The sequence below is a fragment of the Labedella populi genome, from assembly GCF_004078655.1.
GTDB classification, from domain to species: Bacteria; Actinomycetota; Actinomycetes; order Actinomycetales; family Microbacteriaceae; genus Labedella; species Labedella populi.
Window position 1 is genome coordinate 96,718 of record NZ_RZNC01000007.1, and the last position, 14,085, is coordinate 110,802.

At 66.9% G+C, this 14,085-nt stretch carries 13 protein-coding genes; 3 read left to right on the forward strand and 10 right to left on the reverse strand.

The genetic code is table 11. The annotated features are described in order from the left end of the window. From ELQ92_RS15040 to ELQ92_RS15070, 7 genes are all read right to left on the reverse strand, one after another. A complete protein-coding gene (locus ELQ92_RS15040) occupies positions 1-900 on the reverse strand; it encodes a carbohydrate ABC transporter permease (protein ID WP_128500154.1) in 900 nt (299 codons plus the stop codon). Next, positions 897-1,787 (reverse strand): carbohydrate ABC transporter permease, encoded by an 891-nt coding sequence (locus tag ELQ92_RS15045; protein WP_243695068.1) that lies wholly within the window; start codon positions 1,785-1,787, stop codon positions 897-899. The genes ELQ92_RS15040 and ELQ92_RS15045 overlap by 4 nt, the downstream gene beginning before the upstream one ends. 107 nt (positions 1,788-1,894) lie before the next feature. Continuing rightward, complete coding sequence (locus ELQ92_RS15050) at positions 1,895-3,229, reverse strand: extracellular solute-binding protein (protein WP_243695069.1); 1,335 nt, start codon at positions 3,227-3,229, stop codon at positions 1,895-1,897. Between the two features lie 191 nt (positions 3,230-3,420). Continuing rightward, entirely contained in the window at positions 3,421-4,614 is a 1,194-nt protein-coding gene (locus ELQ92_RS15055) for an ROK family transcriptional regulator (RefSeq protein ID WP_243695070.1), read from the reverse strand. A gap of 180 nt (positions 4,615-4,794) precedes the next feature. Then, positions 4,795-5,007 carry a putative acetyltransferase gene (locus tag ELQ92_RS15060; protein WP_128494148.1) on the reverse strand — a complete coding sequence of 71 codons (213 nt, stop codon included), beginning with the start codon at positions 5,005-5,007 and terminating at the stop codon, positions 4,795-4,797. Further along, positions 5,001-6,467, reverse strand: a complete 1,467-nt coding sequence (locus ELQ92_RS15065; protein ID WP_128500156.1) for an SDR family NAD(P)-dependent oxidoreductase — start codon at positions 6,465-6,467, stop codon at positions 5,001-5,003. The genes ELQ92_RS15060 and ELQ92_RS15065 overlap by 7 nt, the downstream gene beginning before the upstream one ends. A gap of 80 nt (positions 6,468-6,547) precedes the next feature. Beyond that, on the reverse strand, positions 6,548-7,867 hold the full coding sequence (locus ELQ92_RS15070; RefSeq protein ID WP_243695071.1) for a sensor histidine kinase: 1,320 nt from the start codon (positions 7,865-7,867) through the stop codon (positions 6,548-6,550). Between the two features lie 199 nt (positions 7,868-8,066). Between ELQ92_RS15070 and ELQ92_RS15075 the strand changes: the two genes are divergently transcribed. The 3 genes from ELQ92_RS15075 (at position 8,067) to ELQ92_RS15085 (ending at position 9,867) form a co-directional block, all read left to right on the forward strand. Further along, a complete protein-coding gene (locus ELQ92_RS15075; protein WP_166408907.1) occupies positions 8,067-8,717 on the forward strand; it encodes a response regulator transcription factor in 651 nt (216 codons plus the stop codon). 138 nt (positions 8,718-8,855) lie between these two features. Then, entirely contained in the window at positions 8,856-9,650 is a 795-nt protein-coding gene (locus ELQ92_RS15080; RefSeq protein WP_128494145.1) for a hypothetical protein, read from the forward strand. A gap of 4 nt (positions 9,651-9,654) precedes the next feature. Beyond that, positions 9,655-9,867: a hypothetical protein gene (locus ELQ92_RS15085; RefSeq protein WP_128494144.1), complete on the forward strand. Its 213-nt coding sequence runs from the start codon at positions 9,655-9,657 to the stop codon at positions 9,865-9,867. An 88-nt stretch (positions 9,868-9,955) separates the two neighbouring features. On the opposite strand, the gene ELQ92_RS15090 is transcribed toward ELQ92_RS15085, so the two are convergent. From ELQ92_RS15090 to ELQ92_RS15100, 3 genes are all read right to left on the reverse strand, one after another. Next, positions 9,956-10,993, reverse strand: a complete 1,038-nt coding sequence (locus ELQ92_RS15090; protein WP_128494143.1) for a lactonase family protein — start codon at positions 10,991-10,993, stop codon at positions 9,956-9,958. A 43-nt stretch (positions 10,994-11,036) separates the two neighbouring features. After that, on the reverse strand, positions 11,037-12,308 hold the full coding sequence (locus ELQ92_RS15095; protein WP_128500157.1) for a DUF445 domain-containing protein: 1,272 nt from the start codon (positions 12,306-12,308) through the stop codon (positions 11,037-11,039). A gap of 344 nt (positions 12,309-12,652) precedes the next feature. Then, positions 12,653-14,085, reverse strand: a 1,433-nt coding sequence (locus ELQ92_RS15100; RefSeq protein ID WP_208004413.1) for a YncE family protein, incomplete at its 5' end; no start/stop codon positions are given.

Below are 14,085 nucleotides of genomic sequence, written 5' to 3' on the forward strand. Positions count from 1 at the left end.
TCAGCCTTTCACTCCAGAGAGGGCGATTCCCTCGACGAAGACCTTCTGGGCGAGGAAGAACACGACCACGACGGGCACCAGCACGACGACGGTGAGCGCCATGGTGCCGGCCCAATCGGTGCCGTGTATACCGCGGTACGTTGCGAGGCCATAGGCCACCGGCCAGGCTGCCTGGTTCTCGGAGGCGTACAGCAATGGACCGTAGTAGTCGTTCCACGACCGGAAGAACAGGAAGATGGCCGCAGCGGCGATTCCCGGCCGGGCCATCGGGATCATTACGCGCCAGAGCACTCCCCACTCGCTTGCGCCGTCCATCCGCGCCGCGTTCGCGAAGTCGGTCGGGATGGTGAGGAAGAACTGGCGGATGAGGAACACCGAGAACGCATCGCCCAGCAGGTTGGGCAGTATGAGCGGCCAGAGTGAGCCGGTGAGCCCCAACTCGCTCCACATCACGTAGACGGGCACCGCCGTCACTTGCGGCGGGAGCAGCATCGCCACGACGATCGCGAGGAAGATGACGTTGGACCCCCTGAAGCGCAACTTGGCGAGTGCATACCCGGCCGGCACCGACGCGACGAGCATGAACGCGGTGCTCAGCACCGCGTAGAGCACGGTGTTGCCGTACCAGGTGGCCAGGGGCGCCTCGCTGAAGATCCTCACGTAGTTTCCGAGCTCGAGCGACCTCGGTAACAGATCTCCCGTGAGCGCCTGATTCGAGTGCATCACAGAGGTGAACACCACGAACACGACCGGTGAGACGAACACGACAGCGAGTGCGAGGAGCAGGGCATTTTCCGCGATCCAGGCGAGCAGAGCGCGCCCCACGAGCCTCCGGGGACGCCGGCGGACCGCGGGTTCGTCCGACCCGACCTGAGCGGGCGCCGTCGTCACGGCGGTCATGAGACCTCCTCGGGGTGGAACGCGCTGATACGTCGCATCGCGACCACGAGGAGGATGGACGCGGTGACGAAGAGGACGACCGCCATCGCCGACGCGTAGCCGAGCTGGTAGTTACTGAAGCCGCGGACGTAAAGCCACTGCGTGTAGGTGAGGAGGGAGTCGCCCGGGTAGCCCAGGGTCGAAGCCGTACCGGATCCGACCGCGGCTTGCCCACTCGCGACGGACGACGCGACCGCTGCCTCGGTGAAGTACTGCAGCGCCGCGATCACCCCCGTGACGACCGAGAACCCGAGGATCGGCTGGATCGTCGGCAGGGTCACGAAGCGCACCTGCTGCCAACCGTTCGCGCCATCGAGCGACGCCGCCTCGTACAGCTCCCTCGGCACGTCGAGCAGTCCGGCGAGCATGATGACCATGAGATCCCCCATCATCCAGATGCCCAACAGCACGAGCGATGGCTTTGAGAGCGCTGGATCACTGAACCACAGCGGACCCTCGATCCCGAAGAAGCCGAGCACCACGTTCACCGGGCCACTGCCAGGGTTGAACAGAAAGACGAACGCGACCACCCCGGCGACCGGGGGCACGAGCGAAGGCAGGTAGAACACCGTGCGCCAAAACCCCGACCCGCGGGTGCGGCGGGCGAGGAGCCCGGCGATCGCGAGGGCCACCACGATCTTGATCGGCACGAGCACGACGACGAACCAGAGCGTGTTCAACGCTGCATTGCCGATCCGCGGGTCGCTCGTGAAGAGAAACTCGTAGTTCGTCAGCCCCACCCAGCGCGGGGGCGAGAAGAGGTCGTAACTCGTGAACGAGTAGTAGATCGAGGCGACCAACGGATACGCGTAGAAGACCAACAGACCGGCGACGGTCGGGGCAACCATCGCTGCTGCGGCGATCCGTCGGCGACGCTTACGCGGGATACGTGGCGAGGCGGGGGGCCCGGGGAGCCCGGTCGCGGCCGGGCTCCCGAGGCGATCGATGACGGAGGTCATTGACCCGCGAGTTCGAAGGCGTCGGCGATCTGGGCGTCGAGCTCTGTCAGACCCTCTTCGAGGTCTGCCGACTCGCCCGTCTGATACGTGGTCCAGAAGTCGGCGAAGCTCTCGGCGTAGGCGGCTCCATCGGCCGTCGCCGGCATCGTCACACTGTGCTCGTGCTGCGCCGCCTCGAGGAAGACGCGGTACTCGTCACTGACCTCGAGGTTGGGCGATTCCAGCGCGGAATGAAGAGTGGGAATGTTCTTCAGCCCATTGGCCATCTTCACGACGGCATCCGTATCCGTGGTCATGAACTTGAGCAGCGCCCACGCCAGTTCCTTATTATCGGAGCCCTTCGCGATCCCCGCGACGTTGCCGCCCAGCCAGCCGGCCCCGTACAGATCGGGCGCGTCGTCCACGACCGGCAGCGGTGCGACACCGTAGTCGAGGTCGGGAACCTGATCTGCGAGGAAGGCCGTTCGGTACTCACCGTCCATGTTCATCACGACCTTGCCGACGTTGAAGGCGTTATCCGCGGAGAACTCCTGACCGAGCCCCGCCGTAAAGCGCTGGAGTTTGTCGTAACCGATCTCGTCGACGAACGCCTTCTGCCACTCGATGACCTCGCTCCACGCGGGATCCGTGGCGAAGTCGGGATTGCCGTCCTCGTCGAGGAACGAAGCCCCCGTCATCGCCGCGAAGTGGGACGGCGAGTTCTCGTAGAAGCCGACCAGGGGGTTGAAGCCGAGTTGCTTGATCGAGCCGTCGGCGTTGAACGTCGTCAGCTCCATCCCGATGTCGTGCAACTCGGTGAGTGTCTTCGGCGGTTCCGTGATGCCGGCGGCATCGAAGATCGTCTTGTTGTACATGAGCGCCCCGGTGTCGGTGAGCGCCGGGAGCGTACACTGCACGCCGTCGTACGACGTGTAGTCGAGGGTGCGCTCGAGCACGTCGTCCATATCCACGTCGTCGCGCTCGATGTACGGGTTGAGGTCGACGAAAGCACCCGTCGAGCAGAACTTGCCGACGATCGCCGTGGAGTAGGAGAGGCCGACGTCGATATTGCCTCCCGAGGAGATGACCTTCTGCAGTTTGTCGTCGTCCTGACCAGAGTTGACCTCGACGGTCACATCAGGGTTGGCGGCCTCGAAGTCGTCGATGACGGACTGCACGACCTCCGCCTCGCGTCCGCTGAAGAAGTGCCAGAGTGAGACGGTGCCCTCGAGCTTCTCGGGCGCGGACTCGGCGATGGTCTGCTCGGAATCGCTCGAACAGCCGGCGAGGATGAGTGCTCCGGTGACAACGGTCGACATGACCGTCAGTCGGAGCGTTCGGTTCTGCGTCATACGGTGCTCCTTGCTGATCTCGGTGGTGCTGGCGATGGGCGAATCGGTGCTGCAGGGTGCAGCGGTGGTCCGGGGTGCCTGGTGGTGACGGGACCGGTGGTCGGGTGGAGCGGTTGTGCGGGTGGTGACGTGGAGCGGTGATGGCGAGGTACGGTCAGGAAAAGACGTTGAGGGGTCGAACAGCGAGGACCTCAGGTACCGAGCGCTGCGACCGAGTCGAGGATGGCCGCGCGCACCGTGTCGAGCAGCACGAGCCGGGCTCCCCGAAGCACCGGGGCATCGTCGACGAGCGCCGTGGCGACCCGTGGCGACCAGCGCGTGTTGTCGGCCATCCACCTCTCGACACGCTGGGCGAGCGGCACACCGGCGAAGCTCCCGGTGGGACCGGCGAGGACCACGAGCTCCGGATCGAGCACCGCCACAAGTGGAAGCATTGCGGTTCCGACGCGCGGAGCCAGGTCGTCGAGCAGATCGGCCAGTCGCGGGCTCGCGGCGAGATCGGAACCCAGCAGCGCAAGGAGCTCCGGATATCCATCGACGGAGAGCCCGTGGTCTCGAGCGAGGTCGACGAGCACCGCGGCGGCGACGAGGTCCTGAACGAGTTCTCCGCTATCCGCCGCGTGCATGTGCGGGCTGGCCGCGAGGTATCCGATTTCGCCGGCGCCACCGGTCGCCCCCCGGTGGATGCGGCCACCGATGTCGACCGCCACACCCAAGCCTTCGCCGATCCAGAGCAGAGCGAAGCTCGATACGTCTGCTCCCCCGCCCAGCGAGCGCTCTGCGACGGCGGCGAGATTGGCATCGTTCTCGATGACGACGTCCACTCCGAGTTCCTCGGAGAGGCTGGAGCGCACGCGCTGACGCGGCCAGCCGGGCATGAAATCGTTGTAGAGAAGCTCATCGGTGCGCGGATCCACGGCCGCCTGGATGCCGACGCTGACGGCGGTGATCGCGGAGGAAAGGACCCCGGCTGCAGCGCTCGCGGCATCGATGGCGTTCTGGAGCACGACCCCTGCGGAGGTGCCGTTGGCGATCAGAGGTTCGGCGTGTACCGGGTACTCGCGTCCGGTTACGTCGACGACGACGGATCGCACGACGGACGGAGTCACATCGATCGCCACGCCGACCTCTCGGTCCGCGCGCACCCCGTAGGTGACCGCGGCTGGACCGCGGCGGCCGGTCTGCTCTCCGTCGACGGAGATGAGTTCGGCCTCCTCGAGACGGCGCACCATCTCGGCCGCCGTGGGCTTAGACAATCCCGAACGACGTGCGAGTTCGTTCTTGGTGAGCGGTCCGTGTTCGATGAGGAGCGCGAGCGCCTTACGGTCATTGAGCATCCGCAACAGCGCCGGAGTGCCGGGATTGGCCCAATCGGTGTCTGCCACGGTTGCTCCTCGCGATCGTCAGTGGTTGTGCGGGAACGCTAACAGGCAACCTTCCTTTCTGAAAGGTTTGTTTACAAATCAGAAACAGAAGGTGCGTTGCACCTCCGAAACGGGGTTGCCGCTGGCGCCCACGCCGCCGAGTCCTGCGGGCGGTGTCGGCGCGTCTCGACGGCGTCGGGGTCAGGGCCTGCGAAGCCGCGGTGCTGGCGGCGGCGGCACGGGCTTCGCGGCGATCACGGTGTCGACGTCGATGTGTTCGAGGCCGCGCTTCCCGTCGACGACGAGAGTCGTCGCATCCGCACTGACCAGGATTCCGAGGGCGTCGGTCGCCTGGCCGCTCGGCAGTAGGTAGCGCACGACGACGCGTGTGCCGGGTGCCGGGATGATCACCACGAGCCGGGCCGGTAGTCCTTGAGGAAGACGCCGAAGACGTCCTCCCCCGCTTCGCCGCGCACGATCGGGTCGTAGACGCGCGCGGCTCCGTCGACGAGGTCGAGGGGCGCGTGGAAGCCCTCCTCCGCGAGACGGATCTTCGTGGGGTGAGGGCGTTCGTCGGTGATCCAGCCCGTGTCGACGCTCGTCATGAGGATGCCGTCGGTTTCGAACATCTCCTGCGCGCTCGTGCGCGTCAGCATGTTCACCGCGGCCTTCGCCATGTTCGTGTGCGGGTGACCCGGCCCCTTGTAGGCGCGGCCGAAGACGCCCTCCATCGCACTCACGTTCACGACGTAGGTGCGCTTCGCCGCGCTCGCCGCCATGGCGGGGCGGAGCTTCGAGATGAGGATGAACGGGGCCGTCGTGTTGGCCAGCTGCACCTCGAGCATCTCGAGCGGGTCCACCTCGTTCACGTGCTGGGTCCACGAGTTGACGTCGTGGAGGTCGGGCAGGAGGCCGCCGGCGTCGATCGCGGTGCCCGCCGCGAGCCGTTCGAGCGAGCTCGAGCCGGCCGCCATCGCCTGCTCCGTGAGCTCGTCGGCGCGCGCCGCGGCGGCCGCGAGGATGGGGTGGGCCGTGACCGAGCGCGCGAGCGCTTGCGGGTGCTCGTCGTTGGTGTGGCCGAAGGTCACGAGTTCGGGCAGCGGTCCGTCCGGCAGCGGCGCGAGCTCGGCGTCGACGAGCGGCTGGTAGGCGCCGGGCGAGCGGCGCACCGTCTGCGTGGCGTTGTTGATGAGGATGTCGAGGGGGCCGGCCGCGGCGACGTCCTCCGCAAGTCCGATGACCTGGGCGGGGTCGCGCAAGTCGATGCCGACGACCTTGAGCCGCGAGATCCAGTCCGCGGAGTCGGGCAGGCTCGTGAACCGCCGCACTGCGTCGCGTGGGAAGCGCGTCGTGATGGTGGTGTGGGCGCCGTCGCGCAGCAACCGCAGCGCGATGTACATGCCGATCTTCGCGCGGCCACCTGTCAGCAGAGCGCGCTTGCCCGTGAGATCGGTGCGGGCGTCGCGCTTGGCGTGACTCAGCGCCGCGCACGACGGGCAGAGCTGGTGGTAGAACGCATCGACGACCGTGTAGTGCTGCTTGCACATGTAGCAGGGGCGCGACTTGAGCAGCGTTCCAGCCGTGGGCGCCGTCGTCGAGGTGCCGATGGGAATGCCGCGGGTCTCGTCATCGATGCGGTCGGCGGCCCCCGTCGCCGTCGCGGCGATCACGAGGCGGTCGGCCTCGGCGACGACCGCGCGCTTCTCGAGCCGGTGCGCGCGCTTCACGGCCTTGAACATCTTCGCGGTCGCCTGCCGCACGGCGATGAAGTCGGGGTGCGTCTCGTCGACGTCCGGCAGCTGCTCGAGGACACGGAGCGTGATCTCGAGGTCCGCTGGGGCGATACCGCTGGGCTTCGGAAGATCTGAGGGCACACGAGATTCTACGCTGGATGAGGGTTCTGTCCCGCGCCCGAGCAGTTCTCTCCGCTGCGTTCCAGGATGGTTCTCCCTGGTCAGGGAGGCGGGAAGGCGCTGACGCCTCCGTGCTCAGATGCACTATCGGGGTCAGCCGGAACGACCGCCCGGAGAGACCATCCCTCCGGCGTCCTCTCCGATTCCAACCGTCCTTCGCTGCTCGCGAGTCGCTGCCGTGCACGTCGCAAGCCGCGTCCCCCCGTCGTGTGATCCTCCGCGGTCAGGCTGGTCGGGGCGACGTTCTTCACGACGAGTTCGACGGCGTCGGGACGGACATGGATGCCGATGCTCGCCGACTTCGACTTCGGGGCGTGCTTGATGATGTTGGTAACCGCTTCGACGGCGGTCTCGGTGAGGACTCGTTCAGCGGTCGTTGCGACACCGAGCGGCACGCTCGGTGTCGCAACGCTCGTAGGGATTCCCGCATCGTGCAGAAGAGCACCCAGCGATGTGACAGCCTCCGTGACACTCCCCTCGTAGCGGGTGGAGCGCAACCGAGGACCCTCGGTCTTCGTATCGCGGATCAGCGAGAGCAGAGACTGAATACTCTGCAATGCCTGCTCTGCGGACTCCTCGATCGTGGTGAGCGACACCTGCCGACCAGCGCGGTCCGGCTGCCGTGGTAACGCCCGCGCGTGAAACAGGATGAGCGTCAGATCATGCGCGATGCCATCGTGGAGCTCATCGGCGATGCGCTCCTGATCATGCCGCGCGATGGCTTCGAGGTCCTTCGCTATGCGCGCTCGCTCAGCGACGAGAACCGTCTCCCTGGCGGCTACCAGACGGAATGCAATGCCTGCCAGGAAGGCGATCAACGCAATTCCGGCGATGCCGTACACACCACCCTCGGCTAGTGTCGGCCCGCTGAGAGCGATATACGTGGTGAGAGCCCCGAGCAACGCCACGTGGGCGACGATCACCCATGGCACGCACGTCGCGGCAACCAGGCTGAGGGCGATGGCGAGCTCGAGGAGATCGCCGCCGCTGCCGGTGAAAACGACGCCGACGCCGCTGATGACCATGACGACGACCGCCGCGATCGTCGGATGCCAGGCGAAGGCAGCCAGGCTCAAGTAGAGCGCGACCGCGAGGAGGTCGTATCGGGTGAAGGTCCCGCTTGCGAGGATGAACGCGATGGCGATGCACAGGAGCACGCCGACAGCCAGCACCAGCAGAAGCCGCGCAACCGGATGAAGGGAACGCTGTTCCCAGAAGGCGCGAGAGCGCAGCATCCCCCCGATGGAGGACCGCACGGCGAGGACCGGCTCCCGGTCAGTGCTGGAAGCCGGAAAGGCTTCAGGCACAGATGCCCAGCATCTGACAGAGCCAGTCGCCGAGGTCGGCGTTCGACCGGGCAATCACGTGGACGAATGCTCCGACACCGTACGTGTTGATCAGTCCCATCATCGTCTCCTTCGCTCGGGCCGATGTCGATGTCGATGTCCTCGGGACGACATCGGCCATAGTGTCTCCACCCTACGAGTCATGCTCCTGGGGTCACGGAATTCTGACCCCAGGGCTAGAAATCCGCCGGTGTTCCCGCGGTACCGTGGAGAGGTGGCTGGAGTTGTCCGCGTTCTCGTCGTCGACGACGAAGCCCTCGTGCGGCACGCGCTCCGCGTATTCATCTCAGACGACGATCGCGTCACACTCGTCGGTGAGGCGACGGACGGTTCCGAGGTGGTGGACGCCTGCAGAACTGTGAAGCCCGACGTCGTCGTCATGGACATCAAGATGCACGAGATCAGCGGCATCGAAGCCACCAGGCGCGTCCTGCAGTGGAACCCTCGCTGCCGCGTCCTAGCGCTCACCACGTTCACCACGGAGTGGCGTGCGCTCGAGATCCTGCGCGCCGGGGCATGTGGATACCTCGTGAAGAACTCCACGCCGGAGCAGATCGTCGACGCCATCGTCGCGGCCCATGCCGGTGATCGCGTCGTCTCACCCGAAGTCCAGGAGAGATTCGTGCGTTCAGCCATCGAAGCGCATGACAGCCCGGTTCCTGAAACGCCTGCGCTGAGCGATCGCGAGCGACGGATCATCGAACTGATCGCACAGGGACTGTCGAACGCAGAGGTCGCCGAGGCACTCCACTATGCCGAGGGCACCGTGAAGGCCGACATCCGTCACATCAATCATCTGTGGAACGTCGAGAACCGCCTGCAGATCGTCCTCCGGGCCACCGAGTTCGGGATCATCAGTCTCTGATCGCGCCTCCTCGTCGTATTCCTGGCCCCAGGGCCATGAAGCTCCGCCGAACCTTGCTCCGCCCCATCGACGGTGGTCGGCTTGCGTTGGCCCCGCGCAGTCGGCGCCGGCCATTCGCAGATCGGGAAGGTGAGAACAATGACGTCGAAAGTCCATGTGAGAGCGAGACTCACGGGCGGCCTGTTGGCGACCGTGTTGGCAGCGGTCCTGACGACGACGCTGAGTACGGGAACGGCCTCGGCCACGACCCCGGCGCTCGTCGGGAAAGCCCCATCGAGCACACAAGCTCAGGCGACCGCAGAGTGCGCGGCACAGCCCGCGAACGTCGAGACCGTCGGCACCGACGGCTCGGCGGAGATGACCCTGCTCGACGGCGAAGCGTCGGCCGCGGCGGCATCACAAGCCACGAGCCTCGCTGAGGCGGCCGGCATCGCGCCTCAGACGTCTCCGGAGTTCGTGAAATATGAGGGTGTCAAGGCGTACGCGTTGGACATCGACGGCGTGAAAGCGACCTCGGTGACCTTCCCCCTCGAGGGTGGCGACTTCATCCAGCCGAGCAACGTCTCGTACATCGTGGACGAAGCCGGGCAGCTCTCGCAGTACTCGGAGTCGACGGTCGTCGAGCGCGCGGACGGCCTGATCGATCTCCACACCTACCGCGACGGGGCGCTCATCCACTCCGCCCAGATCGACCCCAGCACCCTCTCGGCACAGTCGGCGAGCGCGAAGGCGATGGATCCGACGACCTGCCTCATGGCGGTACTCGGCGTGAGCGCTGTCGTCGCCGGCATCATCCTGGTGCTCTGCGGCGGCTCATGCTCTGTTCCCGTCACACCCCCCACTGCTACTATTTGTGCTGCATGCATCGCTGGAATCGCAGTGGTCGGCGGCGCTTCCATCCCCGCAGTCATGGGCTGCTTCAACGGAGGTTAGAGGAATGAAGCGTTCAACCGGTCGATTCCTCGTCTTCTTCATCGTCACGGTCGCCTCAGGAGCCGCGCTGATTCTGCTGATGCCGTCCGCCATCAACCCCGACTCCACGATCCAGCCCTGGATCCCTTCGGTGCTGGGTGCACTCTTCGCGGCAAGTGCCTTCATCGCCTGGAAGGTCCGACCCGACTGGAAGCAGACACCGTCCACACAGCCGTAGCCGAGATCTGACACCGGCCTCGACGAGGACTCCCGTTCCTCGTCGAGGCCGGCCCCTGTGTGACGGGGGCTCGGTCCCGCCACCGAGGTCAGACGAATCGCACCCAGTTCGCGCCGCGGCCCGTCTCGGCCCGCTGCAGCAGCTGCAGTCGGTCACCCTCGGCCGCGTACAGCGACACGGTCGTCGAGAGTTCACCCGCGACGACGACGTGCATGCCGTCGGGGCTGATGGCGAAGCCACGGGGCTGGGGTTCGGTGGCGACGAACGATGCCGAGGAGGTGAGCGAGCCGTCCGCCGCGACGGCGACGGAACTGAGCGTGGCCGCGGTGCGTTCGGACGCCCAGATGCGGTTCCCGCCGTCGGCGAGGTGCAGGTCGGCACCCCAGATGAGGTGCTCCTCGCGCGGATCGGCGCCAAAGCGGCTCACGGCCAGTCCCTGACTGGGGTCGAACGCGTCGGCCGCGCCGCGGAGTTCGAGCGTGCCCGTCTCGGCGTCAGGCACGTAGTGGAGTACTTGCCCGGTGAACTCGGTGTTCACGTACACCGCGTCGCCGGCCGCGTTGAGCACGAGATGACGCGGACCGCTGCCGCTCGGCGCGTCGACGGTGGGCGGGTCGAGTGGAGTGAGCGCGGCGTCCGAACCCAGCGCGTACTGGGCGACGAGGTCGGCACCGAGGGACACGAAGTAGGCGAAGCGGCCGTCGGCGCTCGGAAGCACGGAATGCAGGTTGGGGTAATCGATGCGGGCGACGGGCTCTCCCACCACCCCGTCGTCGACGACGGCGCTGATGCCGTAGCCGCCTCCGTACGAGGCTCCGAGCAGGACCCTCCCTTCGCGGGCCAGGGCGAGGTAGTTCATACCGCCGCCGGGCAGGGCTCGGCGGGAGAGGACGGAGAGCGCGCCGCTCGAGCGGTCGAGGCTCAGCGTCACGATGCCGGCCGACTCGTGCCCGCCGCCCGCCTTCACTCCCGCGTAGACGAGGTCGCGCTCGGTGTCGACGACGAACGTGGAGGTTCCGGCGAGATCGCCGGTCACCGTGAGGCGCTCGAGGGAGTCACCGACGAGACGGAAGGTGCTGATGCTGCCGTCGCCGGAGTTGGCGACGAGGACGAGGGAATCGGTCATGCCTCGATCGTAGACATCCCGTGGCCCACTGCGGCGACCTCGGTCAGCCGAGAACGGCGTGCGCGATCGTGAAGATCACCAGTCCGGCGAGCGCCCCGACGACGGTGCCATTGAGGCGGATGTACTGCAGATCACGCCCGACCATGAGCTCGATCTTCTCGGTAGTCTCCTCCGCGTCCCAGCGTGAAACGGTGTCGGTGATGATGGACGCGATGTCGTGCCGGTACCGGTCGACGAGGAAGACCGCGGCGTCGACGACTCGGCCGTCGACACGGCTCTGGAGCGCGGAATCCGTCGTCAGCCGCGCGCCGATGTCGCCGAGCACCTGCACCACGCGTCGGCGGAGCCCGCTCTGCGGGTCGGCGAGCGAGTCGAGCAGGCCGGCGCGCGCCGTGTTCCACGCCTCGGCGGCCAACTCGCGTACGCGCGGGCTGTCGAAGAGCGTCGCCTTGGCGTCGTCGAGTCGCGCCATGGTCTTCGGGTCGTGCTGCAGGTCGTCGGCCAGGCGCGCGAGGTACCCGTCGATCGCGACGCGGGCGGGGTGCTGCGGGTCGGCCTGAGCGGCGGCGACGAACTTCACGGCTTCGTTGTAGACGGCGTCGTCGACGAGGCGCGTCGCCATCGAGGGCACCCACGACGGGAGGCGCCGCGAGACGAGTCCGGCGAAGGAGTCGTGGTTGGACGCCAACCACGTCCCGATGCTGTCGAGAGCGAGGTCCACGGCACCGTGGTGCGCACCGGACTGCACGGTCCGGCCCAGCAGGGCGCCGAGCGGCGGACCCGACTGTGGTTCGATGAGGTGCTTGCGGGCGAGGTCCTCGATGACGTCGTGCACATCGTCGTCGCTCAAGGCGCGCAGGACGCTCGCCGCCATGAGCGCCCCCTCAGTGCCGACCCGTTCGGTGTGCTCCGGCACGCTCAACCACTCCCCGAGCCGCGCGGCGACCCCGGCGCTCTCGAGTTTGGTGCGCACGACGTCCCCGCGCAGGAACTCGGTCTCGACGAATTCGCCGAGGTTGATTCCGATCTCGTCCTTGCGGTTCGGGATGATCGCCGTGTGCGGGATCGGGATGCCGAGCGGATGCCGGAACAGCGCAGTCACCGCGAACCAGTCGGCCAGCGCGCCGACCATGCCCCCTTCGGCGAACGCACGCACGTAGGCGAGCGGCGGGTGCTCCTGCTGGAGCACAAATGCGATCACGAACAGCACCGCCATGAACACCAGCGCGCCCAGTGCGACCCCCTTCATGACCCGCAGCCCCCGGCGGCGCTCCTGGTCGGCGGGGCTCAGCAACTGTGTCCGATTGTGTGCCATCCAGTCATCCTTACACGCGGTTCCAGCGTGAGCGTCGGTGTCTGTCCGCCCAGATCAGATGCTCCTCCCGCGGATCGGCGCCGATGTCGACGTTCCCGAGGAACCGGCACCGATGCCCGGTAGGCGCAACATGAGCCCACGTGGGCGCGACGATCAGGCCGACGAGTGCCGTGACCGTCACGGTCTGTCTGGCCTGGCGCGGCGTGATGCCGAGGTCTCGGCATCTCGATCAGCATCCGGTTGGCCGGACGACGCGCTCCCCGTCGACGCAGATCCGCCACCTCCCGCTCCGAACCACGAGAGCTGAAAGGAGGTGGCGGATCTGCGAGATGCCTGCCGGCGACCTACTCGGAGGTTCGCTGGAGGACGATCAGGCCGGTGGGGAAACGGTCCCGGGCCGATACGTAGACCCTGCCGCGCTCCGAATCCACGGAGACCCCGTAGACCTTGTTCCCATACGCCGTGCCCGGGTAGTTCGCGATCTCGGTGAGATCGGCCCCGCTGAAGACCCGCACACCGCTCGCCTCGAACGCGTCGCTCGAATGCCCGATGTAGAGCCGCCCCGTCACCGGATCGACCGCGACGGACCTGTAGTCAGGGTCGACGACGGCGAGCGACTGCAGCAGGTCGAAGCTCGTGCCGTCGTAGACGCGCACGCCCTCTGTTCCCGTACCGTTGTTCGTCGTGTAAAGACGGTTCGCCTCGGGATCGAACGCGATGCCGTGGGTCGACCAGTTCTCCCCCGGGGTCGTCACGACCTGCAACGACTCCCCCGTGGTGGCGTCCAGCACTTCGAAACCACTGCCTCGGGTGGCGCCGAACACCCGCCCGGTGGCGAGGTCGACATCGAGTCCACGGACGTTCGCCGTGAAGGCGAACGGTCCACGCACTACCGAGTCGTCGGCGAGGTCCATGACCACCCACGAATTGCCGTAGCCGACGTAGAGCTCGTTCTTCTCCGTGTCGATGGCAACGTCGCGCACGCCCTCGTCCGTGCCGTTCGGCATGACGTGGGTGGCGACGGTGGTGTCGGTCACCGGGTCGATCTCGAGGATGCGAGCCGGTCGCTGCTCGTTGCCCACGAACAGGTGGCCCGTCTCGGGGTCGACCACGGAACCCACCGGCTTCACGTCGAGTTCACCATCCTGCTCGGCCGACGGAATGGCCGTGAGCGCCGAGGCGGTGTACTCGCTTCCGGCCGGAGGGTCGGTCGGATCCGTCGGATCGGTCGGGTCCGTCGGATCGGTCGGGTCCGTCGGATCGGTCGGGTCCGTCGCTCCCGTGCGTTGACTCACCGTCACGGCGACCGGAGCGAGCTCCGAGCCGGGCGGATTGAGACGGAAGTCGCGGTTGGACACGAAGACGCGCTGGCGCTCCTCGTCGATCGAAATACCGTAGCCGTCCTTTCCGAAGGACGGATCGGCCATGTCGGCCACCACCTCACCGGTCGCGATGTCGTGCACCGAGAATCCACCGGTACCCGCGGCGGTGCCCGTGTACCCCACGTAGACCAAGCCGTTGGTCGAGTCGACGTCGAGCTGACGGGCGTTCGGCCGCGTGACCTGCTCCCAGACCTGCATGTAACCATCGCTCACGTCGAAAGCAGCGATGTTGATCGCATCCGGCACGTCTTCGAAGAACGCGGTGGTGACGTAGCCCTTCGCCGGATCGGCCGCGACGTAGTAGGCACCGAGGGTGCCGTTCACGACTCCGAGCGATGCGCCCGTCTCCGCGTCGAGCACCTCGACACCGCGCGACGGCACGGCCCCGTAGACCA